At 62.3% G+C, this 26,401-nt stretch carries 17 protein-coding genes and 1 pseudogene; 5 read left to right on the top strand and 13 right to left on the bottom strand.

Annotated features, from left to right (window positions below; genetic code table 11):
• Window positions 1-26 precede the first annotated feature (26 nt).
• Window positions 27-689 (top strand): thiaminase II, encoded by a 663-nt coding sequence (gene tenA, locus DK459_RS01990; RefSeq protein WP_026382094.1) that lies wholly within the window; start codon window positions 27-29, stop codon window positions 687-689.
• A 41-nt stretch (window positions 690-730) separates the two neighbouring features.
• Here tenA and DK459_RS01985 read toward each other — a convergent pair whose 3' ends face one another.
• The 11 genes and pseudogenes from DK459_RS01985 to DK459_RS01945 all read right to left on the bottom strand — a co-directional run bounded on the left by DK459_RS01985 (window position 731) and on the right by DK459_RS01945 (window position 17,721).
• Complete coding sequence (locus DK459_RS01985) at window positions 731-1,078, bottom strand: CZB domain-containing protein (RefSeq protein WP_006389811.1); 348 nt, start codon at window positions 1,076-1,078, stop codon at window positions 731-733.
• A 157-nt stretch (window positions 1,079-1,235) separates the two neighbouring features.
• Window positions 1,236-1,436, bottom strand: a pseudogene (locus DK459_RS01980) (Hsp70 family protein); the annotation flags it as partial.
• A 349-nt stretch (window positions 1,437-1,785) separates the two neighbouring features.
• Window positions 1,786-1,989 carry a hypothetical protein gene (locus DK459_RS01975; RefSeq protein ID WP_080564321.1) on the bottom strand — a complete coding sequence of 68 codons (204 nt, stop codon included), beginning with the start codon at window positions 1,987-1,989 and terminating at the stop codon, window positions 1,786-1,788.
• A gap of 365 nt (window positions 1,990-2,354) precedes the next feature.
• Entirely contained in the window at window positions 2,355-2,615 is a 261-nt protein-coding gene (locus DK459_RS01970) for a deaminase domain-containing protein (RefSeq protein WP_108914025.1), read from the bottom strand.
• 63 nt (window positions 2,616-2,678) lie between these two features.
• Entirely contained in the window at window positions 2,679-3,230 is a 552-nt protein-coding gene (locus tag DK459_RS30325; RefSeq protein WP_131727064.1) for a hypothetical protein, read from the bottom strand.
• Window positions 3,227-3,883 carry a hypothetical protein gene (locus tag DK459_RS01965; protein ID WP_173010588.1) on the bottom strand — a complete coding sequence of 219 codons (657 nt, stop codon included), beginning with the start codon at window positions 3,881-3,883 and terminating at the stop codon, window positions 3,227-3,229. The genes DK459_RS30325 and DK459_RS01965 overlap by 4 nt, the downstream gene beginning before the upstream one ends.
• A gap of 51 nt (window positions 3,884-3,934) precedes the next feature.
• The gene (locus DK459_RS01960; protein WP_054499579.1) at window positions 3,935-4,906 is read right to left on the bottom strand and encodes a hypothetical protein; all 972 of its coding nucleotides are present in this window, start codon (window positions 4,904-4,906) and stop codon (window positions 3,935-3,937) included.
• Window positions 4,907-6,236: 1,330 nt separating this feature from the next.
• The gene (locus DK459_RS30320; RefSeq protein WP_131727704.1) at window positions 6,237-6,683 is read right to left on the bottom strand and encodes a hypothetical protein; all 447 of its coding nucleotides are present in this window, start codon (window positions 6,681-6,683) and stop codon (window positions 6,237-6,239) included.
• Window positions 6,684-7,237: 554 nt separating this feature from the next.
• The gene (locus tag DK459_RS30315; protein WP_131727705.1) at window positions 7,238-7,624 is read right to left on the bottom strand and encodes a hypothetical protein; all 387 of its coding nucleotides are present in this window, start codon (window positions 7,622-7,624) and stop codon (window positions 7,238-7,240) included.
• Between the two features lie 2 nt (window positions 7,625-7,626).
• Window positions 7,627-15,903, bottom strand: coding sequence for a hemagglutinin repeat-containing protein (locus DK459_RS01950; RefSeq protein WP_233256744.1), 8,277 nt, complete (start codon window positions 15,901-15,903; stop codon window positions 7,627-7,629).
• 69 nt (window positions 15,904-15,972) lie between these two features.
• Window positions 15,973-17,721 (bottom strand): ShlB/FhaC/HecB family hemolysin secretion/activation protein, encoded by a 1,749-nt coding sequence (locus tag DK459_RS01945; protein ID WP_070541580.1) that lies wholly within the window; start codon window positions 17,719-17,721, stop codon window positions 15,973-15,975.
• Window positions 17,722-17,995: 274 nt separating this feature from the next.
• Here DK459_RS01945 and DK459_RS01940 point away from each other — a divergent pair, with 274 nt between their 5' ends.
• The 3 genes from DK459_RS01940 (at window position 17,996) to DK459_RS01930 (ending at window position 22,081) form a co-directional block, all read left to right on the top strand.
• The gene (locus tag DK459_RS01940; RefSeq protein ID WP_006389807.1) at window positions 17,996-18,757 is read left to right on the top strand and encodes a uracil-DNA glycosylase; all 762 of its coding nucleotides are present in this window, start codon (window positions 17,996-17,998) and stop codon (window positions 18,755-18,757) included.
• Window positions 18,758-19,035: 278 nt separating this feature from the next.
• Entirely contained in the window at window positions 19,036-20,811 is a 1,776-nt protein-coding gene (locus tag DK459_RS01935; protein ID WP_006389806.1) for a DEAD/DEAH box helicase, read from the top strand.
• A gap of 88 nt (window positions 20,812-20,899) precedes the next feature.
• A complete protein-coding gene (locus DK459_RS01930) occupies window positions 20,900-22,081 on the top strand; it encodes a class I SAM-dependent methyltransferase (RefSeq protein ID WP_006389805.1) in 1,182 nt (393 codons plus the stop codon).
• A 12-nt stretch (window positions 22,082-22,093) separates the two neighbouring features.
• Here DK459_RS01930 and DK459_RS01925 read toward each other — a convergent pair whose 3' ends face one another.
• Both DK459_RS01925 and DK459_RS01920 read right to left on the bottom strand, forming a co-directional pair.
• Window positions 22,094-23,197, bottom strand: a complete 1,104-nt coding sequence (locus DK459_RS01925) for a tRNA CCA-pyrophosphorylase (RefSeq protein ID WP_006389803.1) — start codon at window positions 23,195-23,197, stop codon at window positions 22,094-22,096.
• Window positions 23,194-25,272 carry a lytic transglycosylase domain-containing protein gene (locus DK459_RS01920; RefSeq protein ID WP_161801354.1) on the bottom strand — a complete coding sequence of 693 codons (2,079 nt, stop codon included), beginning with the start codon at window positions 25,270-25,272 and terminating at the stop codon, window positions 23,194-23,196. Before DK459_RS01920 ends, DK459_RS01925 begins: the two co-directional genes overlap by 4 nt.
• A 267-nt stretch (window positions 25,273-25,539) precedes the next feature.
• On the opposite strand from DK459_RS01920, the gene DK459_RS01915 reads away from it, so the two are divergent.
• Entirely contained in the window at window positions 25,540-26,214 is a 675-nt protein-coding gene (locus DK459_RS01915) for a 5-formyltetrahydrofolate cyclo-ligase (RefSeq protein WP_035184374.1), read from the top strand.
• Window positions 26,215-26,401 lie beyond the last annotated feature (187 nt).

Raw genomic sequence — 26,401 nt, 5'->3', positions numbered from 1 at the left:
CGTCCGATTTCGACTCAAGGATTGCCATGTCTTTCAGCACCGACGCCTGGGCGCGCAACGCCGCGCTGTACGAAAAAACGCGCACCATGCCGTTCAACCAGGAACTGGCCAGCGGCCAACTCAGCGAACAGGCGTTCCGCCACTACATGATCCAGGACGCCCACTACCTGCTGGCCTTCGGCCGCGCCCTGGCGGTCGCCGCCGCCAAGGCCGACCATGCCGACGGCGTGGTGCAGTTCGCCGACGCGGCCAAGAACGCCGTGGTGGTCGAACGCAGCCTGCATGAAGGCTTCATGAAGCAGTTCGGCATCGACGCCGAGACCTTCGCCAGCACCCCGCTATCGCCGGCCAGCCATCACTACACCAGCTTCCTCATCGCCACGGCATGGAGCGCCCCGTATCCGGTGGCGCTGGCCGCGTTGCTGCCGTGCTTCTGGATCTATGCCGAGATCGGGCGCGACATTCACTCGCGCGCGACCCGTCCGAATCCGTATGGGGCATGGATCGATACATACGCCGGGGAGGAATTCCACGCGCTGGTGCGTGAAGTGATTGCGTCAGTGGACCAGGCAGCCGAGAAGGCCTCGCCCCAGACGCGGGACGAGATGCACCGGGCGTATACGCATGCGGCGCAGTTGGAGTGGATGTTCTGGGATTCGGCGTATCGGCTGGGAGAATGGGCGGTGTGAGGGACGCGGCGGCGCCTGTCGCGTGACAGGCGCGCCTTCCCTTACAGGTGTCGCTTGAAAGCGATGATGGCCGCGCCAACCGCGCTGGAGGCCTGCGAATAGGGCGTGCCGGTGCCCATCTCCTTCTCCGCCTGCTCGTACTGATTGCTGTTGATCAGACGGGCGATCTTGCCTGCCTCGGCATGAAACGCCTTGTGCTTCTGGACGATCGCGCCAAACTCGGGCTTCGCGCTGTACTTCAGCTTCCCTTCCCCATATAGCCAGACCCCGAGCTGGCAACAATTGTCCTTGCCAATGGTTTCCGCATCCATCTGCTCCTTTCTGCTGATGGCGGAGCGGAACTTCAGTTTCCACTCGGCGTGTTTTTGAATCGATTCATCCAGGTTCATGCTTGGCTCCTTCAACTGAGGCGGCAACGATTGATTTGCCCCACTTGGAAAGAGTAGAGAATCGAGACCGGGCACGACTTGTTTGGCGTCATGGACCTGGGTTGCGGGCAGCCGGAAAGGGGCGGGGCGGGAGAATATCAGACTAAAGGTGGATGCGCGCGATGGAGCGAACCTCCATCACACCCTCGTATAGTTCCAGTACCGACACATCGAAGGTGCCACCGCCCAGATCGAAGACTAGGAATTGGGTCTCGTCTTCACGTTGATGCAGACCATACGCCAGCGCCGCCGCGGTCGGCTCGTGGATGAAACGCTCGACCTTCAGGCCAGCCAATTCGCCTGCATCGCGGCTCGCCTCTATATATGTGTGCTTATCGAGTATCGAGCATAATTTTGGATGCGACTATCGAGATATTTTTGACTCTTTATGGGCACATCACGCTCGAGATATCTTAACAATGCCTTCAATAAACGTCTGCATAGAGCGGAGGGCATCTGACGCCCTTTTCGCAAATGCTGGTTTATGCGAATCTTGACTCCTGATAGCTCAGACTTCGCAGTACGCCATTGCATTAATCGAGGCCACAATCGCCTCATGCAATCTGCAGTTCATTCAACTACAACTCTCGGAAACAACTCCACTGCCGATGGCTGCTATTGTTCCATTTTCTACCAAAGCAAACTAAAAATTGGTCCAATAAAATATACTAACCTATCCATTTAACCTCAAAATCAGCTAGCTGGGTTTGAAGTTCTGCCTCACGCTCGAACCAGCAATCAAACCCCTCAGTATCACTTCTCTTCAAGTAAAGATAATATCCGCCAGTGTCGCCATCACGATCATCAGCAACAAGGATTTTCCAGCCAGAATATTCGCCACTTACAACAACACCCCTTCGAACAATAGACATATTTACACCTCAGTCCTTATAGGGAACATGATTGTTAGAAACATATTTCCCAGTCACAGGGTCTTTAACTCCAAAATCTACGCGCTGCGCGGCACCTGCCTCCAGTTGAATCTGCTTTCCAGCATTAACGAAGGATTTCCAGCTTCCCGTAGGATCAGCAGCGAGATCACCCACGCGAAGACGGCGCGATCGATAAAGAAACGCGCCATGGCGGTTTACATTTTTTCGTTATTTCCCGCGGTCGCTACGGGCGCGCTTGGCGCGGCCCGCTCGACCGGTTCGATTGCCACGTTTAGACAGTTTGCGCAAGCTGCTTTCTCCGTTAGAATACTTACAGTCCCTCTTGCGGAGATATTGCCTCCCAATTAATCAGCAATATTGTCTAGGATTTTGTATTCCGTATCTATTCCCCGATAAACCATATCTCCGGCCTTGTTGGGTACAGATTGAGCCACAAAATTTCCACTTCCAGAGCCAATAAGCCCTTTACCGGCATCAAAGATTTGGCTGTGCGCAGCCATCTGTCTAGGTATTCTGGGAATATCTATTTCTGCGATTACTACATTACCACTGCGCCGTAAATTAGACGGCAATCCAACTCGAACACCCATGACCCGCTGGGCCATCGGAGCGGTATCGATCAGCGTCGCAGTCGCTTTTGCACTGAGTGAGGAAACAGCCCCCCCGGCTTAAGCGCCGAGGGGGGCTGGACGATCTGGGATTTCCAGATAAAACGATTCCGCATGAATTTCCCAAAACATCCATCCAGGCCCAGGAGGAACGTCAAGAACACCTTCCAAGAAATACTCTTTTATGTTCGAAACCGTGGTTTTCGGTAGATCAAAATTCTCTATAAGCTCGCCGCCTCCCGGCTCTTTGCCGCCCTCTATATATTTGCCTATCTTTCTGAGCGAAAAAGAAACACCTTCAAAAACAAACCAACAATTTCCAACGTATTCATATTTTAGGACTTCCGCGCTTATTGTCTTGTCCTCATAACCCACCCATTCTCCGGAGTTTTCCAGGCGCCCAACAAGAAGCCCATCGACTTTTCTGGTCTCACTATATTTATTCCCGTTCCATGGGTCATAGAAATACTTTCGAGGAAATATATCTCTTAAGCCCGAAGACACGCCGAGCCCATCTTTCAAATAAACCTTCAGCACATTTCCCGAAAAAACATGCGCCCCATATACAGACATATATACATCCAGTGAACCAAAGTCAGTATCCAGCCTCATTTGATTCGCTCCAAAATAATCGTCCTCATGCTTGAAACGTCTTTGACCGGCGTCACTCCATCCGATTGCATAAACGTCTGACCAGCAAATCGTGAATCTAAACCCCCATTATTCTGTACAACCCTTAACCCTAGAGAGTCCAGCTCCGCCTGGCTAGGCAATTTCCCGTAAGGATTCGCAGCATTCGCGTTGATATAAATTTTCCCTCCGGGCTCCACTACGCGAGTAGCCTCCGGTAGAAAACTCATCATCTTTCCGCCAGGACCCATATATGGGTTTGTAGCGATTACCTCGCCTAGCGATCCGTCTTTGAAAGGCAATTTCGTCGCATCGGCACGGATGCCCGATTGAATATCGGCGCGGATATCTACGTTTATTGCGCCGGGAGTCTGCGCATTCTTCCCGCCGAACAGCTCAACGGTGGGCTTCCCGCCTGTTGCTTTTGCACCGCCAAGGGCCGACGCCTTGGCCTCCTCAGCTACCGATTGTATTCTCCGGCCCGCGGCCGATCCACCACCTTTCACCCCCGCCGCCAGCGCCGGCGGTACAAACGCCGCCGCGAACGTCTCGCGCCGCATCGCTTGCAGGTCCTGGGCCTCTTGCTGCGTCAGATGGCCGCTTTCATACAGCTCTTGCCCGGACATCGAGGCCAACCAAGAGCCTTTGCCTGCCGCTTCGAGTTCTTGCTGGGCGGCATACGCCCGTCACTCCAGGTTCGAGTAGTACTGTTTGCGTGCCTGCAGTAAGTTATTCGCAGCTGTAGCCGCTTCCGTGCGATCCAGGCTGTTGGCCTGTACTTCCAAGGCCGTGATATCGGCGCGCAATTCTTGCGCCGCCGCCGCGCAGGCACCTGGGTTCTCAAGGCACGCACTGTCCGCTGCATAGTTGCGTTCCGTACTAATAGCCTGCAGCCGGCGCACCTCCTTCTTGGCTTGCGCGCACACATCCCCCGAGCATTCCTTCCATGCTTGAAGGGCCGCGAGGTACGACTTGAGCTCGTCTGGCTTGAGATAGTTGTTTTCGGTCTCGTTGGTAGCCGCGAAAACCGCCTCGGCGCCAGACACGCCTGACGCTTGCGCGATTCCCGCTACCAGCGAGCCGACCAGGTTGCGACGTACCTCCTTCTCTTCCGGGGTCATCTTTGATGCATCACCACTCAGCAACGCATTAATCACAGCCCCGGAACCCGCACCAAGTGCTCCCGCGCTGCAATCGCTGCCCTTGCCGGCGGCCCCCGCACATCCCACAATCGCGTGCATTGCGGCGCGAGCGGCTTCCGCCTGCGGCCCGTCTCCCAGTGCCGAGACAATCTCCTTTACCTGGGACGCCGCCAACCCTTGCAAATAGTTGACCGCGACAGCCTGTATCGCGTCACCGGTGGCGCCGGTCACATTGCCGCTCACCGCCCCCAGGATCGCGGTCAGCCAACGACGGCTCTCGCCACCCGGCCCCCACGTCTTCGCATCCTCAAGGGCTTGCCGCAACTGATCTCGACGCGGTCCTTCAGACTCATTCTTCAGCGCATCTTCCAGCGCTTTGGCTTCCTTGGCCCGATTCGTCAAGAACTGCCCCACCTGTCGGCTAGCTGCCGATGCGATCTCGAACCCCGCTTCGATCTTCTTCTTGTCGAAAATCGGCTTCAGCGTGTTCAACGCATCCGAGGTATCCCGGTCCAACGACGCGATCGTCTCCGCGACAGTCTTGCCAGTCAGTGCCCTCTGCCCTTCCTCATTACGGATGATGATGGTGCGCCGCTGACAGCGCTTCGCGTGGGGGAGCTGCTCTTGCCGCTAGCAGCAACAACTGTCGGGAAGCCTGCGGAAAACCCTCCGCTCGACGCCATCGACGTGCTCGCATCCTTGCTTGCGTCGTCAGCCCCCTGATTACCCTTGGTGATACCCAAACCAGCGGGCTTTCGCCACCCGCCGAAGCACTATCGCCGAACGCGAAATCTCCGCCCACGGCGATTTGAGTGGCGCTATAAGTTATCACCCGATAAGTATCGGTTATCTATCGTCTTTTTCGATATTTGAAAACTGCCTTTAGAATTCTGGCGCGACCGTGGTGCAGTAACCCAAGCGCGTGCGCAACCGCAACTGCCAATGGCCCAACAATGGAATCAATATGCTCAATGTCATATCATCAACGCGCTGGGCAGATCATCGGCGATCAAATATCACTTTTCTCGCCAAAAAAAATATCGCTCGACGTGTTTAGCCAATCCATATAAATCTCTATAAGCAACAGGTCCAAAAGAAGGAAATTTTTTGAGAAATATTCATTTATATTGAACAGATCATCACCGAAAGATTTCTTTTTCAAAAAAACCTAGGCGGGCATTATTGACCAAATAACACCCGACATACCCTCTCGCTTACGAGACTGCAACGTCCACTGCAATTCTCCATCATAACCATGGACTGCTGTTTTTAGATTTTCAACAACATTATTCGATTCATCTTTGAATCTGAATGAAATGCAGGGTGGGTAGCTAGAATGATCGTGAATTTCGGCGTGATCAACGACCCATATTTCTGGAAATCGACGTTGAAATCGCCTCCAAGCCAGGGGCGCCAGCCTTTCAATAAGATTTAATAGCGCCCCCTCTTGCGCCAGTATATTCTGAGCACTCATTGCATTCCCCCCCAGCTTCGTCGATATCGACACTCCGTCCGGATTCATTCCTCGCACATGCATTTCCCAATCACCTTTTGGAACAGGAGAATTTGATAGCCTCGGATCGTGTACACATCTACCGTCTGTATAGAGCAATCAGACTAATCGGGGGGTAGTGCGCGGGCGCAAGGAAATCTGCCCCTGCAAATATCAAACTTAACCTGGAAGTCATGCTTACCCGTGGTCACAGTAGCGTTTATCGCCAGCACACTGCAACACAACCGCGTTTTTTATTGCTAGAAGTCGGGAGGTTATATGGCCGTGGGCTGCATTTTCGACACACATACCCGCTCCAAATCGAAATCACATCGCTGAGTCAGATTCAGCACCTCATTTTATATTTTTCTTAAAATGCATCACCAAACCATCAAGATCTAGATACGCCACCGGCCCGAAGAGCGGATACTCTTTCGCAAAAAACTCATATACCGTAATTGAATTATTTTTCAAAGCTGGTCTCATCGCAATAACATCCCCGGGCGCGATCAACCAATTCGTTCCAGGCAAATTCTCTCTAAAATGCGGTTCCAGCACCCACCGCAACTCTCCTTCATAAGTGGAAATCAAATTTCTCAAGGTCGCTATAACTCCTGCCTGTTCCTTTTGAAACCGAAAGGATATGTACGGAGGGAAGCTGGATCTATCTTCTATCTCAGAATGATCCTTCACCCACACATGAGGATATCTTTGCTGATATTTTCGCCATGCCAAAGGTCCCATTTTTTCTATGAAATTGAGAATAATTCCTTCCCTGGCGGATATTTCATTTGAAATCACTGAAGCCTCTTTAGCTACGTGGTGAAACTACTCTTGCCTAGCGACGACCCGATCAGCAAGCAGCAAGAACGCCCCGCCTTACGAAATGGGGCAGCATTACCCGCTTCCCAGTTCCCGCCACCTCATTACCCTAGGTGGCGCGGCGACCAGGCCCGACGCACCTTCGCTACCCGCAAACGTACTCCCACCGACTCCAGCCCAAACTGCGGACCGGCCTGCTCAGCGTACCACCTGCAGTTTTCAGGGGGCCACTGGCGAAGATGCGGCTCTTGCCGTTGACTATGTCGCCCGACAAGGTGGGCATTACCGCCGACGATGATCGTGCCAGCATCTCTCTGGCGATGCGTGTCTCACGCCTGATCTGACTCACTTAGTAGAAGTGACATCCCAACGTAAATCAGCGAAAGCTGTATCGCACGAATGCAACTCAATCCCGCTCAACGGGAAGATATATATTTAAACCAACAATCACCGTTTAAATTCACAGAAAGAATCTTGCCTGACATGACTTCTCGCCCGTTTAAACAGGAAGGATTATGGGGAAATCATAAAAATCACCACCACTTAGCAAAAGAATCAAATGAACTCTTAATTGCAGAAATATCATCACTATCCAATGATGATTCATATTTCATTTCCGCGACCGCGCCGAAGACACTTTCTTTGCGTCGAAACCATCGAAGAACATATCGACCAGATCCTTGCACAATTTCCAGAGAAAAAAGGCCATCCAAACTGGTCAAATGGCACGAAGTGCGGCCCAGACTGTAGTTGAATATATCGAAATCCTTACATGCGATCCATACCTCCCCGCGATACAGGAAAGACTCGGAAAACGCATTTGATTCGACCTCGAATTTAAACTTCACAGATGGAAGGCGCTCATCGGTTTCGACGACATCAAGCGAAATTCTTATAGGCCGAAAGAACTCAATATCCATTTTTACATCTTTGGAAGAGCATGAATAAGAACTGGATATCCTCCAGCATCCCGTGTCGGAGAGAATTTTAATTCCCAACCACCAATATTTATGACCTTATCGTATGGAACTCCGGATTTCGTCGCGGTATTGACCGCAGCCTGTAGGCTGGCCAATTGCTGTTGGGATGCTAGGCGGACCGCCTCTGGAGTGTAGTTTACGGCCTTCATCTTGGCATACTCAGCAATGTGTTCTGTCGCATTTCCGTGCACCCACACTGTCTGACCATTTGACAAGGACAGTTCAAAAGACTTCGGAATTACTGACCCAGGATAATTCGGCTGGGTAGACTTAATAAAGTCCCAAACGGTACCGGTTTCCCTAACAGGCGGTGCAGGCAGAAATGATCCGGCTGGCTCGTATTTTCCGGTAATCGGATTTTGCCTTGCCAACACAGTCTTACCATCCGATGCCAACACCTCAGCATTCCGTACCGACCACGAAGCACCATCGGCATAGGCCATCTTAGCCGTAGCCATCTCCAACGATCCACCTGCCGCCCGTGTGGCACTGAGCCGAATAGCGTCTAGGACGGGCCCCTTCACCACCCCTACGATCCCGCTCGTCGCAAGATCGAAGACCAACAATGCAGCATCGACCTTGGGAGTCAATTCACTCTGTGTCTTGTACTGAACTAACAAGCTATCGAGTTCTTTGATTGACCTCGTCAGTTGCAACGCGCACGCCGGAACCTGACCGCAAGCAGACCCCGTCCCCAGCATGGACTCCAACTGATCCCGCGTCTCCTTTAACTCCTCCGGCCCGAAGACACTCTTCATCTGATCCAGAGCGGTCTGTGTACCCTTCGCGTGCGCGGCCTTGAGTCGCTGCAGCAATTCGACCTGTTCTTCCGGCTCCAGCTTCTCCATCTGCGCCAAGCGCCCAATAAGAGCTTGATCATGCAGGGGATTGAGGGAATTGTTGTCCAGCTCCGCAATCGCTGCGCTTGTGATGGTCGCGAGGCCCTCGGCACCCGCGACAGCGGCCGCACCCGCAATAAGCGACGCCACAAGATTGCGACGGGCCTCCGCATCCTCGTTGCTTTTGCCCTTCGAGCTGTCCAGCAATGCACTTATTACTACGGCAGCAGCGGCGCCAGCGGCGCCTGCAGCACAACTCTGGCCACTCGCCCCCGCCCCCGCACAACCTACGATCGCTTGCAACGCTGCATGCTCCGCGGAACCGCCGCGAATGATGCCTTCCCCTACCCATTTCCCGATTTGGGCCGCGCCTTGCTGCTGCAGATAGCTAACCACTGCGTTTTGCGCGATAGTGCTAGCCGCACCGGTCACATTGCTTCCCGTCGCAGCCAAGATTGCGTTGGCAACTTGCCGATATGTGCCACCTGGCAGCCATTGCTTGGCATTCTCGTATTGACGCTCGAGCTCCACATACCGAGTCGGGTCGTTCTCGGTACTCATCGCCTTCTTCAGTTCATCAGCCTCCTTCGCCCGATTGGTCAAGTACTGACCCATCTGACGACTGGCCTCCGAAGCGATCGCAAATCCCGCCTCAATCTTCTCCTTATCAAAAATCGGCTTCAGCGCATTCAGCGTGTCTGACGATGTGTCGCGATTCAACGAAGCAATGGTTTCCGCGGCCGTCTTTCCCGTCAGCGCCAACTGACCTGCCTCATCGCGAATCTCAATCTTCCCGCCGCTGATGGCGCTGTTGGTCGTCGAATTGGCTCTACCCGACGCACCCAGCGCGACGGGCACTCCCATGCCAACGCCACCGCTGGTCGTTGGCACCTTCGTCCCTGCTTCGGCTTTCGAGCCTCCGGCCACCTCCCCCTTGGAGGTGGTGCCCATGCCAACGCCGGTCTTCGAATCGCCCCAGCCATAGCCCCCACCCACCGCCACCTGGCTGGCCTTGTAGTCGGCTGTGTTCTTCAGATCCTGGACAACCAGGGTGCCGGTACTGACTCGGTTCAAGCCATCGATGACGGCTTGGTCCCCGCTGGCTATGACTCCGCCAATCAATGTCGTGTTGTTCTTGACGTCGACGATGAAACCGCCATTGCCCGCCTTCAACCCCGCCTGCTCGGTGGCGGACTTGAAGTCGCTGTTCATCTTGCCCTGCGAGACATTGGCGGACACGCTGCTGCTGCAATAGCCATATACGCAGATACTGGCGTTGATGCCCGCGCTTTGCTGCTTGGACTTATAGGTGCTGGTGTCCTGCAGCGTCTCGATGCGCAAGTTGTTGCCCACAGAAGCAATGATCTGGTCGGCCTGCCCCACCGCTCCGATAAGCGATGTGTCTCCACCAGACTGCAACGCCAGCGTATTCCCGGCGGTAACGGTTGTGTAGGTCCAACTGGTGTCCTTGCCATCCGCATAGCCGCGCGCGCCTCCTGCAGCAAGATTGACCACAAGGCCAAAGCCGTTGTTGCCCGCAGTCACCCCCACGCCGATGCTGGAATTCGAACTCTTGTTGGTTGTGTGCTGCTCGAAAGAGTTCTGGGCGGCCTGCAGCAAGATATCGCCATCAGCCTTGAGGACCGCGTTATTCCCGGCGGACAGACGCGAACCCGTCACGGTGATGTCGGAATCCTTGCCACCGCCTTTGGCGACGATGGTCAAGTCCTTGCCTGCCGCAACATTCGAGCCAGATACGGAAGTCGATTCCCGCTTGATGGTCGTTTGGCTCTTACTGCTGCCAAAATCGATACTGGCGTTGAAGCCGCCCGCCTTGTCCTTGGCCCCCATCACGGCATCGTAGGCATTGATGCCTGCCAGCCCGGTAGTCGCCAATGCAAGCCCCTGCATGACCTTGTTATCCGTCTTGCCGGCGGCCTCACCCATTCTTCCGGCAGTCTGCATCGCACTGACGACAGGGGTACTGGCGTTGATGCTGAAGCCAGACTGCTTGACCTCATGCACCTCGCGCTGGCGCATGGTGTCGGCCCCGCCAATGATGTTGACATCGCGCCCAATCATCGTGATGTCGCCACGACGCGCCAGAATGTCGCTGCCCAGTACGTTCAACGACCCCGCCGCGTTGATCAACACGTCGCCTGTGACACTGCCTATCGTGCTACCGGCGGCCAGTCCCCGCTCGGTGTCCGTCCAGTCCGTGGTTTGACGAGATCCATAGCTCAGGCCGCCCATCGCCCCAAAACCCGATTTCTTGACCTTTTCGTACTGGTACTCCTCCGACGTGTTCTGCGCTGCCACGATGTTGACGTTACGGTCAGCCGACATGACAAGGTCGTTCTGGGCTGCCACATTGGAGCCAACGACGTTCAGGTCGCGTCCGGCCATCAGCACTGCACTGTCGCCCGTGAAAGTCGAGGAAGCCGATGTTGTCCAGTCCGACTCGGTCTTGCGGTGTTCGCTCTTGCTCGACAGGAACCCGCGCTTCTTGTAATAGGTCTCGCTGTAGGCGTAATTGCTGTCGGTGCCGGCGACGACATTGATGTCGCGTCCCGCCCCCACGGCCAGCTGCTTGTCCGAGGTGACTTCGGCCGCGCGAGCGTTCACGTCCTGTCCGGCAATCAGCGTGAGATTGCCGCCAGCGACGATGCGCGATCCCACTTCGGTGGCAGACCGCATCTCGGAGCGATTCTTCTTGCCGTAGTCGTATGACTCGGCATACCGCTCCTGCTCGGTGGTCAGGTTGATATCGTTGCCCGCCTGGATACGCGCGTCACCGGTCGCGGCAATACCCGCGGCCTGCGCGTTGACGTCGCGCCCGGCTTGCACATTCAAGTCACCGGCGTCGATACGCGCCACGCCGTCGACCCGCGTGCTGCTGACCCCGCCGCTGGCGTTCGATTGCGTCGAGGCTTTCAGATTGACATCGCGCCCGGCGCTCAACGCGACCTTGTCGCCCTTGAGCAACCCCGCCAGATTCTCGATATCGTTGCGCGCCGCCAGGTTTACCGTCTTGCCCTGCATCGAGCCAACAGTATTGCGTACGTTCTCGGCCTCGACGACCAACGCGTTGCGCGCGCCGATGGTGCCGCTGTTATTGACGTCGCCCGAGGTGTTTATGCGCGTGTCGCGCCCCGCGATCAACGTACCGTCGCCACGCAGGTCGCCCGGCTTGACGGCAAGATATACCTGCGGCGTAAGCACCGTCTGCTGGCTTCCATCAGGCAGCGTGACCGTCTGTTCCACCAGCCACACAATGTCGCTGGTCAGGTGCCGCATCTGCTCTTCGGACAGGGCCGTCCCCACCGTCAGCCCGTATTGAGTGGCGAAGTCCGCACCCGCGGCCAGCAGGGCCTTGTACTGGGATTCATTGTCGGTATAGTCGCCGACGAAGCGTTGCCCGGTGGCCAGCATGATCTGCTCGGCGACCAGCTTCTGCTCATAGAAGCCGTCGCCCAGACGCTTGAGAATGTGGCCGCTGTCCTGGTTGATTTTCTGCAGCAGAAAGTCGCTTGATACGGGTTGGCGCTGGCCCAGGAACCGGCTGTCGGTGGCGATCAGGTACGGCGCTTCCGGCGCCGTCATGACGCGATACAGGGTGTTGGTGGGAACCGTGGGCGGCAGGGTGACGACCCGAATGATCCCCTTGCCTGGCAGGCCGACCTCCAGGACCCGCGCGGGCGCCTGAATGTTGGAGATGGCGCTGGCGCCTGGCGACCGATTGCCGGTCTGGGGCGGCGCGGTATTGCCGTCCGAGCTGGCCACGGCCAGTTCGATGCGCTGGGGCGCCACGACGTCCTTGTAGTCGGAGGTGCTTTCATTGCGATCCTGCCCTTTGCCGACCGTGCGCACTTCGATGCCTGTCCGCTCGATTGAACGGACACCTTCGGCGCCCAGGTTGTTGATCGCGGGACCCGCCACCGACAAGGTGCCACCGGCGACAATGCGGCTCTTGTCATTGGTGACCGTACCGGTGAATGTGGCGGCGCCGCCGACAATGATCTTGGCGGGATCTGTCGACAAGGTACGGCTTTCCATGACGACTTCCTCGACCTTGTAGTAGAAGAAGTTCTTGACCAACCTGCTGTTGAAGTCCGCGTTGAAGGCGTAGATCTTTCCCGCGAGTTCATCGTGGCGGGCCTTGTTCAGGGCCAGCGCCTGCTCGCGTTCCGGCGTCGATACGAGGCAAATCTGATTGCCGTTGCATTTCTGTTCCACCTTGGGAGGAACAGCCACGGGTTCGGCGACATCGAACACGCTCCAGATGCGTTCGCCCGCCTTGTAGCGCGGCCCTCCTGGCTCGGTGGTGCAAGACCCGCCGGCATCGCCGCCGGGTCCGTCGCAGACATATTGGTCGGGCAGCCACGCGGGCGGAATGGGCGCGCTGACGCCGGCCTTGCCCCGCTGTCCCTTGAAATAGTCGAAGGGCGGCCCGTAGCGCGACTCGGGGTATTTCGTGGACGGCAGCAACAGGCGCCGCTCCGAATCATCCTCCAGGAACGTCACGGGATCACGGCCGCACAGTTCCGTCACGGCATCGCAGAGCCACAACTTGGAGCCGTCCAGGAACTCGGTGGAATTCTCCAGGCGGTAATACAGCTTGGGACCGCGGCCGACCTCCACCGTTTCGCTGGCAAAGTGCAGATTGCGGTTCTGGATACTGGCCGCGGCGATGTCTGCGTTGCGCTCGGCTTCGATGGTGGCCGATTCGTTGGCCAGCAGTGTCGCCTGCCCCGCCGCCTTGCCGGCGCCGTCCAGCGCGCCGCCGATCCGCAGGTCGCCTGCCGCATAGATCAGCGCATGCTCGCGGTTGGTCAGCGTGCCCACGCCCAGGTCCATGTCGCCACGAGAGGCGATGACGGCGTTGGGCTCGTTCTGCAGCAACGGCGTCTGGATGCCTATGCGGTCGCCATAAATGCGTCCGGTGTTGACCAGGTTGCCGGCGGTGATGCGGGTGTAGCCGCCGTCGATCAGGCCGGCGTTGGCCAGCAGGCCGCCGATGACCAGTTCGTTGTTGCGCACGGCAATCAATTCACCGCCCGCGCGGTTGGTGAGCGTATCCGCCGTTATCTTCAGGTCCTGGCCCGAGTGGATCTTGCCATCGTTGTCCAGGTTGCCGGTCACGAGTTCCAGCGATGCTCCCGCGGTCAGCGCGCCGCCCGTGTTGGCCAGGCGGGTGAAAGCCAGCGTGGCCTTGGCATCGGACGACACGTTGCCACGCGCGTTCTCGAGCGTGCCGGTGGTCAGCGCCAGGTCCTGTCCCGCGCCGATACGGCCGGCCTGGTTGTCGACCGAACCGGTGTTCAAGGTGACCTGCTTGCCCATCAACCCGAGGGCCCCGGCAGCGGTGCCGCCAGCGCCCGCGATACCGTTGGCGAGCGTGTCGCGGTTGTTCAAGCTGCCCGCGTTCAAGGCCAGGGCATTGTCGGCCTGGATCAGGCCGCCGCTGTTGTCGAGCACTCCCTGTGTCTTGAGCGTCAGGCCGCTCGCGGCGACGATGCCGCGGGTATTGGCCAGGCGCTGCGCATTCAGCGTCGCCTGGCCCTGCGCGGCGATGGTGCCGCCGATATTGTCGACGGCGCCGTCCGCATTCAGATCGAGCGCGCCGCCGGTCGCGATGCGCCCGCCCGCGTTCTCCAGGCTGCCCGTCTTCAAGTCGGCCGAACCGCCATACAGACCGCCGCCCTGGTTGCGCAGCGCGCCGGTGTTGGCGATGGCCAGCTTGCCATCCGCCTGCGCCACGCCAGCGCGGTTGTCCAGGCTGGCCGCCTGGATCTCGGCGCTGCCGCCCAACAGCTTGCCGCCCCGATTGTCCAACGCACCCGCCGTTTCGACACGCAGCGCGCCATTGGCCTGGACCGATCCGCCCTGATTGTCGATGCCGGCGTTGCCGCGCAACGCCACGCTGTCGCCCGAAACCACTCCCCCCGCTGCGTTGACCACGGATTTGCCGCTGATGTCGACGGCGCCCGCGCCTGCCAGCGTGCCGCCGGTGTTGTCGACCATGCCTGCCACGCGGCCCTCGAGCGCGCCGCCGCTGGTGAGTTTGCCCGCGGTGTTGTCGAGGTTGGCGGCGCGCAGCGCCACCGAGCCGCCATAAACGGCGCCGCCGCGATTGCTGATCGCGCCGCTGGCGTCCAGCGTCAGTAGCCCGCCGGCGACGAACTTGCCGCCGGACAGGCCCAGCACGCCGGCGGTTACCGTGGCATCGCCGCCTGCCACGAGCGAGCCGGGGTTGAGCAGCTGGTCGACCCGCACGCTCAACGCGCCCAGCGGACTGATGGTGCCGTCGCTGCGCAGGCCTGCCGTGAATGCGCCCCGGTTCTCCATTTGACGCGCCACGATGCTGGCGCCCGCGCCTGAAGACATGGCGTTGTTGTTGGCGAACTTGCCGGCCGCGTTCAATGCCAGCGCGCCGCCCGCGGCGGCCGTGCCATCGTTGATGATGTCGCGTCCGCTTCGGACCGACAGGTCGGTGGCGGCCTGCAGGCGGCCCGACGGCAGGATCCTGACGTCGCCATTGGCGCTGACGCTAAGGGTGCCGGTCAGGGCCGCCAGGTTGCCGCCCACGTTCACGCCCACGCCGGCCTCGGTGCCGATCAAGCGGATGCTGTTGGCGTACATACCGCCCAGGGCCGCCACATCCAGCGCGACGCCCGTGCCGGCGCCATCGCCGGCCAATGCCGACACATCGATGCCGTCGTAGCCCACGCGCGCGGAGCCCGCCACCACGTTCAGACGATCAGCCCACACCTGCGCGTTCAGCTCCAGTGTTCGAGCCAGCAGGTCGACTTGACTGAGGTTCGCGCCATACAGGCCCGCGCCCTCGATGGCGAGACGACCGCTGGCAATGTCAAAGCCCAGGGTGCCGTCCGGACCGATCATCGGCTTGCCGGTGGTCAGCGTGGCGCGGTTGGCATTCAGGAAGCCGCAGCCGTTGCAAGTAATGCCGGCTGGATTGGCGACGATGACATTGGCGCGGTTGCCCGCGACTTCCAGCATGCCCATCAAGCGCGACGGATTGTTTGCTGTGACCTGGTTCAGGATGGTTGCGGCGCGCTGGTTGCCCAGCATCGGATTGCCCGCCACCTGGCCTGCCAGTTGCGTCTGGCTCGCCGCCCCGCTGTTGTTCAGCACGACGCCCGAGGGACCGACGTTGAACTGGGTGTAGCGGTTGTTCGAGACGCCGCCGGCCGAGGGCGGCGCAATGTTGACCACAGGTACGCCGTTGGCTGTGCCCACCACGGGCCGTTGGCCCGCCACGTTCTTGTCCACGGAGATGGGCAGTGTCTGTGCCAGCACGGGCGTCCAGACCTGCGTATACAGCACCAACCAGACGACTACGGAACGAAGCTTGGACATGGCGAGGCGACTCTCGGTAAACGTGAAGCAACAGATCGAACGGCGGACCGGGCCCAGGGCCCGCCCGGTCTAGAACTCGAACATCAGCGTGGCGGCGAAGACCGTGCTTTGGGTCTTCAGGTTGTCCGGCTTTTTCAGCGGCCAGCCGGCCGACAGGTCGTAGCTGGCGTTGACCGCATTGGCAGCGCCGGGGATGGCGATGCGCCCTCGCAAGCCGGCCACCGCGCCGACCAGCGTGCGGCTGGCCAGGTACTCGGCCGAAGGGCCGCCAACGCGGCCGGCATCCAGGCCCGTGTAAAGTTGCTGGCCCAGGTTGCCCAGGTTCAGCGACAGGTCATTGCGCAGGGTCCAGCCGTCTTCCGCGGCCAGCGTCATCTGGCCATCGAAGCCGCGCACCGCATAGCGGTTGCCGATGGTGAAGTAATCCGCGGGCACGATGGGCGTCTTGGCGTGCTGGATCTGCCAATTGGCCTGGTAGGCCATTTGCTGGCCGGCCACCTTGAAGGGCAGGTAAAGGCCGGCGTTGGCCGTCAGGATGGTGCTGCGGCCGTTCCAGTCGGGATCGCCGTAGACGTAGCCGGGCTGGTCGGAGAACTGCGGCAACGTGCCGCGCACGCCGCCGCCAAGATCCAGCACCATCTGGTCGATGTATTGGCGGTGGCCGTAGCTGAACTCGTAGCCGACCACGTCGCGCCGCTGCACCTCGATGTCGATGTCGTTGAGGGTGCTGTTGGCACGCTTGCGCAGGAACTTCAACATGGCTGTGCCCTTGTAGCTGGCGCCGCGGTACGGCACCACCGACACGCCCGCCTCGATCTGCTTGCTGGTGCCGCCGTAGACGATGGGCTCTTCGAAACCGGCCACCGTCTGGCGATAGCGCGACTTGCTGGCGCCGGCGAACAGGGTCCAGTAGCCGAACGGAATGCTGTAGTTGACCGACGCGGCGCGCGAGCCGGCGTCGTTGTTGCGCAGGTCGGCGTTGCTATTCCAGGACACCGACAACTGGTCGTACAGGAACAGCGGCGAATCGAGCGTGAGTCCGGCGTTCACCTGGTTCTTGCCGGTCGATTCCATGCCGGCGTTGTCGCCACCCACGTAGGCATGCCAGCGCTTGCCGGTGCCGGGCTTGATGATGATGTCGGAATCGCCCAGCTCGGGACCGGGCGCGACGTCGATCGACGCGTCCGCCTGGCCGGCCAGGCGGCGGATATTTTCCAGCGCCTGGTCCAGGTCACGCTGATTGACCTCGCCGCCTGGCCAGGTGGGCAGCGCGGTGCGCCACCAGCCGGGCGCGCCGTCGCTCTTGACGCCGGCAATGCGGCCGGGCACGTAGCGCAGGGTCAGGGTGCCGCTGGCCAGCGATTGCTCCGGCACCAGCACGCGGGCGGTGATCAGGCCGCGGTCGATCAGGCGCGCCATCAGGTGGGCCTGCAGGGCTTGCAGGCCCCGGCCGCCCACGCACCGGCCCAGCGCCGCCTCGCTGTCGCGGCGCAGCGCGGCGGGTGGCGGTGAGCCGTCCCAGACCACCTTGTCCAGCGTGAAGCAGGGAGACTCCACCGGAAACACCAGCGGCCCCTCGCCGGCGCCTGTGGACGGCGCCGACAGCACGTCCGGCCGCTCGGCGGCGCGGGCGCGCTGGGCGTCCAGCTCCTGCTCCTGGCGGCGCTGGATGTCGCTGGCGCGAGTGGCGGCCTCTGCGGGCAACGATTGCGCGGCCAGCCCAGGCGGGATGGTCAGCGAGGCGATGGATGAAACGCACAGCGCCAGGCAGGGAAGCAGCCTCTGCCGGAGGCGGCTTCGCGGTACGATGGTATGCACTTGTTTCTTATTGAAATTGCCGGTTTCTTTCAATAACGGATGGAAATCGCGTTAATTAAGCGCATATTTCAATTTATGCCGGCTTTTTCAAAGGCTTTTTGGCGACAATCGAAAATATGCAGCGTGGAGCACGTGGCCATTCCGTTACGCACTCTTACGTCGCTAAATTAGTCGCTCGGCCCGCCCATGGCGATAGGAACAGTCTGAAACTGCCGGAAAATCATGGCCGCGCCGGTACCTGTGACGCGCCCCGCGCTGTGCCAAAATCGCGCCCATGCCGATCGATAACCGCCTGATTCCCTCCGCCCTCGCCACCCAGACGGCACAATTGCCCGCCGCCTGGCAGGCCGCCCTGCAGGCCCCACGCGTCGCCACGGCGCTACAGGCCGTGACCGCCCATGTGGAAAAGCGCCTTGCCGAAGGCGCGGTGATCTATCCGGCCACGCCCTTTCGCGCCCTGCACGGCCTGGCGCCCTCGGACGTGCGAGTGGTGATCCTGGGCCAGGACCCGTATCACGGCCCTGGACAGGCACAAGGGCTGGCATTCTCGGTGCCGGACGACTGCAAGCGCCCGCCCAGCCTGCGCAACATCTTCAATGAAATCGCGCAGGAATATCCCGGCACGCCGCTGCCGGCCGGCAATGACCTGACGCCGTGGGCCGCTCAAGGCGTGTTGCTGCTAAACACCGCCCTCACGGTGGAGGACGGGCAACCCGCGTCCCACGCCAAGCGGGGTTGGGAAACCGTGACGGACGCGCTCATCGCCCTGGTGGCGCAAGACCCGTCTCCGAAGGTTTTCATGCTGTGGGGCGCCCACGCCCAGGCCAAGCAGGCGTTGCTTCCGCACGACAGTGGCCATCTGGTGCTGATGGCCAATCATCCTTCTCCCCTGTCTGCCCGGCGCCCGCCCGTGCCGTTCCTAGGCTGCGGCCATTTCCTGGCGACCAACCGGTGGTTGAGCGACCAAGGGAAAAACCCTATTGATTGGAAGCTGGACAAAAAAATAATTCCCGCACAAGGCGAATTCGGGTTATGATCGCCGCACTGCACCAAACGAGTTCGGCATTTACCGCCTTGATTTAGCGGAAATTTCAGCAGTCTGCCGGGCAACCAAGCCCAGCCCCATGCCGAACATCATCGATTCCTGACCTCCTTTCCTTTCGCCCTGCGTTCCAAGCAGCATCACGGGAACGCGCCACGCGCACGGTTGATTCGGTCGGCACGATGCTCCATCAACCGTCGCCTGGATCCGGCCGCCTAATCCCCTGGCCCGACCAAGCACTGCGCCGCATTTGATCGCGGCAAGGGAAAGTAATGTCTTTCGAAAACCTGGGCCTGGCGCCCGCCCTGCTGTCGGCCCTGCAAGACGCTGGCTTCACCACCCCCACCACCGTGCAAGCCTCGGCCATTCCGCAGGCGCTGGCCGGCCACGACCTGATGGTGTCGTCGCAGACCGGTAGCGGCAAGACCGCCGCCTTCATGCTGCCGGCGCTGCACCGCATCGCCCAGATGCCCGCCAACAAGGGCGTCGGCGTGCAAGTGCTGGTGCTGGCCCCGACCCGCGAACTGGCCCTGCAGGTCACCGACGCCACCGCCACCTACGGCCGCAAGCTGGCCGACCTGCGCACCGCCACCGTCGTCGGCGGCATGCCCTATGGCGCCCAGCTGAAGGCGCTGTCGCGCCGCGTCGATGTGCTGGTGGCCACGCCCGGCCGCCTGATCGATCACCTGAATTCGGGCCGCGTCAAACTGAACACCGTGCACACCCTGGTGCTGGACGAAGCCGACCGCATGCTGGACATGGGCTTCATCGAGGATATCGAAACCATCATCAGCCGCCTGCCGGTCGAACGCCAGACGCTGCTGTTCTCGGCCACGCTGGACGGCACCGTTGCCAAGCTGGCCGCGCGCATGATGCGCGACCCGCAGCGCATCGAAGTCGCCGGCGCCAAGGAAAAGCACACCAACATCACGCAGAGCCTGCTGTACGCGGACGACGCCAGCCACAAGATGCAGCTGCTGGACCACGTCCTGCGCGACGCTTCGCTGGACCAGGCCATCGTCTTTACGTCGACCAAGCGCGGCGCCGACGATCTGGCCGACCACCTGGCCGACCAGGGCTTTGCCGCCGCCGCCCTGCACGGCGACATGAACCAGCGCCAACGCACCCGCACGCTGTCGCAGCTGCAGCGCGGCCAGCTGCGCATCCTGGTCGCCACCGACGTGGCCGCGCGCGGCATCGACGTGCAAGGCATCAGCCACGCCGTCAACTTCGACCTGCCGATGCAGGCCGAGGACTACGTGCACCGTATCGGCCGTACCGGCCGCGCCGGTCGCAACGGCCTGGCGTTCACGCTGGCCACGCATTCCGAGCGCCACAAGGTGCGCCGTATCGAACACTACATTGGCCAGTCCATCACGCCCGAAGTGATCGCCGGCCTGGAACCCAAGCGCACCCCGCGTCCGTCGACCGGCGGCGCGCCGCGCGGCGGCAAGCCTTTCGGCAAGCGTCCGGGCGGCTTCGGCGGCGGCTACCAGGGCCACCGTGACGGCGGTTCGCGTGAAGGCCGCTCGTTCGGCGGTCCGCGTGGTGAATTCAAGCCGCGCGAAGGCGGCTACCAGGGCGCCCGCGAAGGCGGCGGCTACCAAGGCAACCGCCCGTTCGGCGACCGCCCGGCCCGTTCGTTCGGCGATCGTCCCAGCTTCGGTGATCGTCCCCAGCGCGAAGGCGGCTACCAGGGCAATCGTCCCTTCGGCGACCGCCCCCAGCGTGAAGGCGGTTTCCGTGGCGGCGACCGTGATTCGCGCCCGAGCTTCAGCGACCGTCCCAGCTTCGGCGATCGCCCGCAGCGCGATCCGCGCCCGTTCAACGAGCGCGGCCCGCGTGAAGGCGGCTTCCGTGGCGGCGACCGCGATTCGCGTCCGAGCTTCAGCGATCGCCCCAGCTTTGGCGACCGTCCGCAGCGCGAAGGCGGCTTCCGCGGCGGCGACCGCTCGGAAGGCGGTTTCCGTGACCGTCCCAGCTTCGACAAGCGCCCCGGCGGCCCCGCCAAGCGCTTCAACAAGCCGGCCGGCGCCCGCCGCGGCTAAGCCCTGATCGGCACCCAACAAACCCCGCGCCTGTCGCGGGGTTTGTTTTTTGGGAAAATGCCCTATTCACGACGCCTTTCCTTCCTCCATGCAACGCCCCGCTCCCGCCAACCTGCCCCCGCTGTCTCCCGCCGCCCAGGCCCATAGCGAAGCCGCCGCCGCGCATCTGCGCGCCGCCATCGCCGCCGCTTCGGGCTGGCTGCCGTTCGATCACTGGATGGCCGAGGCGCTGTATGCGCCGGGGCTGGGCTACTACGCGGCCGGCAACGTCAAGCTGGCCGAAGCCGATGCGCGCGCGCCCGCGGGCGATTTCGTCACCGCGCCGCAACTGACGCCGCTGTTCGCCCGCACCCTGGCGCGCCAGGTCGCCCAGGTGCTGCGCCAGACCGATACCCAGACGGTGCTGGAGTTCGGCGCCGGCACCGGCGCGCTGGCCGAAGGCGTGCTGCGCGAGCTGGATGCGCAGGGGCTGCAGGAGACGCAGTACCTGATTCTCGAAATATCGGCCGACCTGCGCGCGCGCCAGGCCGAGCGGCTGGCGCCGTTCGGCGAGCGGGTGCGCTGGCTGGATGCGCTGCCCGAACGTTTCCGCGGTTGCGTGCTGGCCAACGAGGTGCTGGACGCGATGCCAGTGTCGCTATTCCGCTGGAGCGATGACGGCGTGGTGCTGGAACGCGGCGTGACGCTGGACCCGGCCCAGGGTTTCGTCTGGGAAGACCGGCCGGCTCCGCGGCGCCTGGCAGAGGCGGTGGCAGCGCGCATGCCGGCGTTGCCGGGGTATGTGTCCGAGATCAACCTGCAGGCCGAAGCCTGGATCGACGGCATGAGCGGCTGGCTGGAACAGGGCGCGGCGCTGCTGGTCGACTATGGATTTCCGCAGGGTGAGTACTACCACCCGCAACGCGCCGGCGGCACGCTGATGTGCCATCTGCGCCACCACGCGCATGGCGATCCGTTCACCGCGCCGGGGCTGCAGGACATCACGGCGCACGTCGACTTCACCGCCATGGCGGATGCGGCGCAGGCAGCGGGTCTGCAAGTGCTGGGATATACCTCGCAGGCGCGCTTCCTGATGAACGCCGGACTGATGGAGTTGCTCGCGCAACTGGATCCGACCGACGCGCGGACCTACGCGCAGGCGGTGGCGCCGGTGCAGAAGCTGCTGTCGGAAGCCGAGATGGGCGAACTGTTCAAGGTGCTGGCGGTGGGCCGCGGCATCACGCAGCCGCTGATCGGCTTTGCGCGCGGCGACCGCCTCGGCAAGCTGTAGGAAGGGGCGGCGTCAGGCGGCGCGCAGCCGCTGCAAGCGCGCCTCGCGCAGGCTCTGTTTGATGCGCGCCGGATCGCCCGCGCAGGAGCGAGCGATGGCGCCGGCATCCACGCCGCGCACGGCTTCGGCCCGATCGCGCCAGGCATTGCCATCCACCGGGCGCAGCACCGCCGCCGCCGCCAGCAGATCAAGGAAGCGCTCAGGCTTGCGCAACGCATCGACCCGCTCCATCAGCGCAAGCTGCGCATCGGCCGGGTCGGCGCCAGCCGCCTGCGCGGCATCCAGACCCGTCAACATGTCGGGCAGCAGACGCGCGTAGTCGTTGCACTCGGTAGGCACGCGCAAGCGCCGGCCCAGGGCCTCGCGTCCGGGCGACAGCCGGCACAGCAGCGCATAACGGCCCGGCAGCGACAGCTTGCGCGCGGCCGCGCGATCGACGTCGCCACCGGTCTCCTCGGACCCTGTCAATTCGGGCATGACGCGCTCCAGCGCCCCCGACTGCCGCAACACGTCCAGCATGCGCGACGGCGCGGCCGCCATCAAGCCGCGCGACACTTCTTTCCAGACGCGCTCGGGCACCAGGGCGTCGGCCTCGCCGGCCTCGACCATCTGGCGGCACAGGGCCATGGTCTCGGGCGCGACGCTGAAGTCGGCGAAACGCGCGGCGAAGCGGGCCAGGCGCAGGATGCGCACGGGATCTTCCTGGAATGCCTCGCCCACATGGCGGAACACGCGGGCCCGGACGTCGGCGGCGCCGCCGAGCGGATCGACCAGTTCGCCGTCCTGCTTCTGCGCAATGGCGTTGACCGTCAGATCGCGGCGGCGCAGGTCCTCTTCGAGCGTGACGTCGGTGCCCGTGTAGAACGTGAAACCCTTGTAGCCGCGGCCCGACTTGCGTTCGGTGCGCGCCAGCGCGTATTCCTCTTTGGTGACCGGGTGCAGGAACACCGGGAAATCGCCACCCACCGGAATGAAGCCGCGCCGCGCCATGTCCTCGGGCGTGGCGCCGACCACCACCCAGTCGTGATCGCCGGGCGTCAGGCCGAGCAGCGCGTCGCGCACCGCGCCGCCCACGATGTAGGCCTGCAAGCCCTGCGTCGCCACATCCGCCGTCATGGCAGGGTGGTGCTTTCCGCGCCCAGCGGCACGACGTTGCCCAGCCGCTCTTTCAGCGACTGCGGCTGGCCGCTGAACATGGCGGCGTAGTAGACCGAGTTGGACATCACGTTCTTGACGTAGGTGCGCGTCTCGTTGAACGGGATGGTTTCGGCGAAGATCGCGCCTTCGACGGGGTGATTGAAGGTCGAGCGCCAGTTGTGCGGGCGGCGCGGACCGGCGTTGTAGCCGGCGCTGGCCAGCATCTGCGAGCCGTTCAGGTCGCGCAGCACCATGTTCAGATAGTTGGTGCCCAGCTCGGTGTTGGTATCGAAGTCGTTGACGCTGTCGGGCGTGAAGTTGCTCATGCCGATCTTGCCCGCGACCCATTTGGCCGTGGCCGGCATCAGCTGCATCAGGCCGGAGGCGCCGACGTGCGAGCGCGCGTCCATGATGAAGCGCGATTCCTGGCGGATCAGGCCGTAGACCCAGGCGGGGTCGAGCGCGATGGCGTTGGCCTTGGCGGTGACGCGGCCTTCGAACGGCGCGATGAAGCGCTGGCTGAAATCGAATTCCTTCTCGGTGCGGTCGGACGTATTGACCACGCGGTCGTAGATGTTCTCGGCGCGCGCCAGTTCGGCGGCGGCAAGCAGTTGGCGGTCGCTCATGCCGCGCAACGCGAAGTTCCATTCGGGCACGGCTTCCTGGCGCCAGCCCAGGCGGAACAGCTGCACCGCGCGGCGCAGGCCCGGGTTGGCGCGGGCTTCGGCGATCTCGCTGTCGCTGATGGGCGCCGGGCGCGGCGGCACGGTGATGCGCCGGCCCAGTTCCTCGGCGGCCAACTGGCCGTAGAAGTCGAAGCGGTCGGCGATGGAGGCGTAGGCCGCGTTGGCCTGCTCGCGACGGCCGGTGGCGGCCATGCCGCGCGCCTTCCAGTAGATCCAGGATGGATCCTGCTGCTGCGCGGCCGGCATCTGGTCGATGGACTCGATGACCCACTTCCAGTCGATCTTGGGCTGGCGTAGCGCCGCCCGCACCTTCCAGCCGGCGTTGTATTCCGTCATGCGGATATGGCCGGCTTCGTGATACCAGTCGTCGGCGCGGCTGTCCAGGTTGAGCGCGGCCACCAGCGCGTACTGGCCACGGATCCAGGCCAGGTTCGACTTGGCCATGGACTTGGCCCATTCGCGCCGCAGGTAGGAATCGGCCACGTTGATGTCGGAACGGGCCAGGCGCGCCAGCGCGATGGTGACCAGTTCTTTTTCGTTGCGGCCCACCGGCAGGCGGTCCTGCCGCGTCAGCCAGCGCATCGGGTCCTTGATGAGGACGTCGTAGGTCTTCTGGTCGCGCGGCTCGAACATGTACTGAACGAACTTGCGCGCGTCGGTGGTCTTGTTGGCCTCGATGGCGTCACGCAACTGCGGTTCGAGCTGGTCCCAGCCCAGGACGTTGTCGGCCACCAGCTGGTCGTACAGCGTCCAGCAGGCGCTGCCCGGCGCGAACACCGCCATGGCCTGCGCGGCCGTGGCGCGCTGGCCGGTCATGTGCTTGGCATTGAGGATGGCGCATTCGACCTGGGCATTGCTGTTCTTGACCGGCGCCAACTTGCGCACGGTTTCGAAGTCGCCGCTGCGCGCGGCGGCCAGCAGCCAGTCGGCGCGCAGCCGGTCGGCCAGGTAGGCGTCGCCATTGCCGTTGATGAACTTCTGCAACTCGGCGTTGGGGCGCCCGCCCGCGGGCGGGCTCCACAATTGGTAGCGCAACAGCCAGTATTCGGGATACATGCCGAGCGGATCGGACTTGGCCTGGGGCACCAGGGCGCCCAGGATCGACCACTGCTTGCGATTCATGGCTTCGCGCGCGGCCACCACGGCGGCCAGCGCGGGCGTTTCGGCGGTGGGCGGCAAGCCCGCGAGCACGGCCGGCGGCACGGCGATGGCCGGTTGCGGCGCTTGCGCGGCGGGTTGCGGCTGGGTATTGACGGATGCGGTGCGCTGCTGGGCGTCGACGGGCGCGCAGGCCGCCGTGAACAGCGCCAGCAAGGGCAGCCAGCGGCGCAGGCCGGCGCGGGCGTCGGCAGTGCGCGGGGATTTCATGGCGGTTTTCTGATACCGTCCGGATTGCGGGCCGTGGACCGCGGCCATGGCGTTGCGCGCGGGCTTCATGCGCAGGCCTTGAGGGCAGCTTGCGGATCCGCGCAGTGATAGGCGCAGAGGCAGGCGCGGCGATGCGCGTGATCGTTGGCGCGGCCGCCGGCGTGGCGACCGCCTGCGCGATGGCCCGCGCACAGGTTCGCACCGTTAGACGTTTTATCGCTGACCCGCATTGTCGCCTTCATTTTCCACCCCTGTTACAGCTACCGCATGACTACGCAAAATACTCCAGAGGATACCGCAAGCCAGCTACGCACGCGATTGCGGAAACTGCGCGCCGAACTGCCTGAAGACCAACGCAGCCGCGGCGGTCTGCTGATGCGCGCGCGGCTGTTCACCTGGCTCAACGTGGCCCGCGACGAAGCCGTGCGGGCCGGCCGCCGCGCGCCCGCCGTCGTGGCGGCCTTCTGGCCCATGGAAGACGAGCCGGACCTGCGGCCGCTGCTGGAGCAATGGACCGAAAATGGTGTCACGGTGGCGCTGCCGGTGGTGCGCGAACGCAACGCGCCGCTGGCCTTCCTGCCCTGGACGCCCGACGCCGAACTGCGCGCCGGCCCCTATGGCATCCAGGAACCGGCGCGAGGGGCCGAGGTGCTGCCCGACGTGCTGCTGGTGCCCACCCTGGGTTACACCGAATCCGCCGACCGCCTCGGTTACGGCGGCGGCTACTATGACCGCACGCTGGCGGCGCTGCGCGAGCGCGGCCACGCCTTCACCACCATCGGCGTGGCCTGGAGCTGCGGCGAACTGGACCCCGGCTATGAACCCGCCGCCCACGACTTCCGCCTCGACGCCGTCATCACGCCGGACGGCTGGGTGCCGCATGCCCCGCAGGAACAACCCGGCCAGGGCGGCACCACGGTGCAACGCTACACGCTGCGCTGACGCACCAGTTTTGCCCCGGAGCTTGCACCAGAACGGTGCAGGCCCTATGATCTGACCCTGATATCCCCGATTGCCGCTTGCCGCGGCATCCCTCGCGGGCACCACCCCGCTCCGCCTGCGCGCGCCGTCCGCGCCGACGCCATGCCGTCGCGCAGCCCCACATTCGGACCCGTTCCGCCCCGCCCAC

It is taken from the genome of Achromobacter sp. RW408 (genome assembly GCF_003184165.1).
Classification (GTDB): domain Bacteria; phylum Pseudomonadota; class Gammaproteobacteria; order Burkholderiales; family Burkholderiaceae_B; genus Achromobacter; species Achromobacter xylosoxidans.
Note: the sequence above shows the minus strand (reverse complement) of the source record. Positions and strands in the feature narration are given on the sequence as shown.

Excerpts from the sequence above, each read along its gene's own strand:
- tenA (WP_026382094.1), top strand. The coding sequence starts at position 27 with ATGTCTTTCAGCACCGACGCCTGGGCGCGCAACGCCGCGCTGTACGAA.
- DK459_RS01985 (WP_006389811.1), bottom strand. The coding sequence starts at position 1,078 with ATGAACCTGGATGAATCGATTCAAAAACACGCCGAGTGGAAACTGAAG.
- DK459_RS01975 (WP_080564321.1), bottom strand. The coding sequence starts at position 1,989 with ATGTCTATTGTTCGAAGGGGTGTTGTTGTAAGTGGCGAATATTCTGGC.
- DK459_RS01970 (WP_108914025.1), bottom strand. The coding sequence starts at position 2,615 with ATGGCCCAGCGGGTCATGGGTGTTCGAGTTGGATTGCCGTCTAATTTA.
- DK459_RS30325 (WP_131727064.1), bottom strand. The coding sequence starts at position 3,230 with ATGAGGCTGGATACTGACTTTGGTTCACTGGATGTATATATGTCTGTA.
- DK459_RS30315 (WP_131727705.1), bottom strand. The coding sequence starts at position 7,624 with ATGGATATTGAGTTCTTTCGGCCTATAAGAATTTCGCTTGATGTCGTC.
- DK459_RS01950 (WP_233256744.1), bottom strand. The coding sequence starts at position 15,903 with ATGTCCAAGCTTCGTTCCGTAGTCGTCTGGTTGGTGCTGTATACGCAG.
- DK459_RS01940 (WP_006389807.1), top strand. The coding sequence starts at position 17,996 with ATGCCGATCGATAACCGCCTGATTCCCTCCGCCCTCGCCACCCAGACG.
- DK459_RS01935 (WP_006389806.1), top strand. The coding sequence starts at position 19,036 with ATGTCTTTCGAAAACCTGGGCCTGGCGCCCGCCCTGCTGTCGGCCCTG.
- DK459_RS01930 (WP_006389805.1), top strand. The coding sequence starts at position 20,900 with ATGCAACGCCCCGCTCCCGCCAACCTGCCCCCGCTGTCTCCCGCCGCC.
- DK459_RS01925 (WP_006389803.1), bottom strand. The coding sequence starts at position 23,197 with ATGACGGCGGATGTGGCGACGCAGGGCTTGCAGGCCTACATCGTGGGC.
- DK459_RS01920 (WP_161801354.1), bottom strand. The coding sequence starts at position 25,272 with ATGAAATCCCCGCGCACTGCCGACGCCCGCGCCGGCCTGCGCCGCTGG.
- DK459_RS01915 (WP_035184374.1), top strand. The coding sequence starts at position 25,540 with ATGACTACGCAAAATACTCCAGAGGATACCGCAAGCCAGCTACGCACG.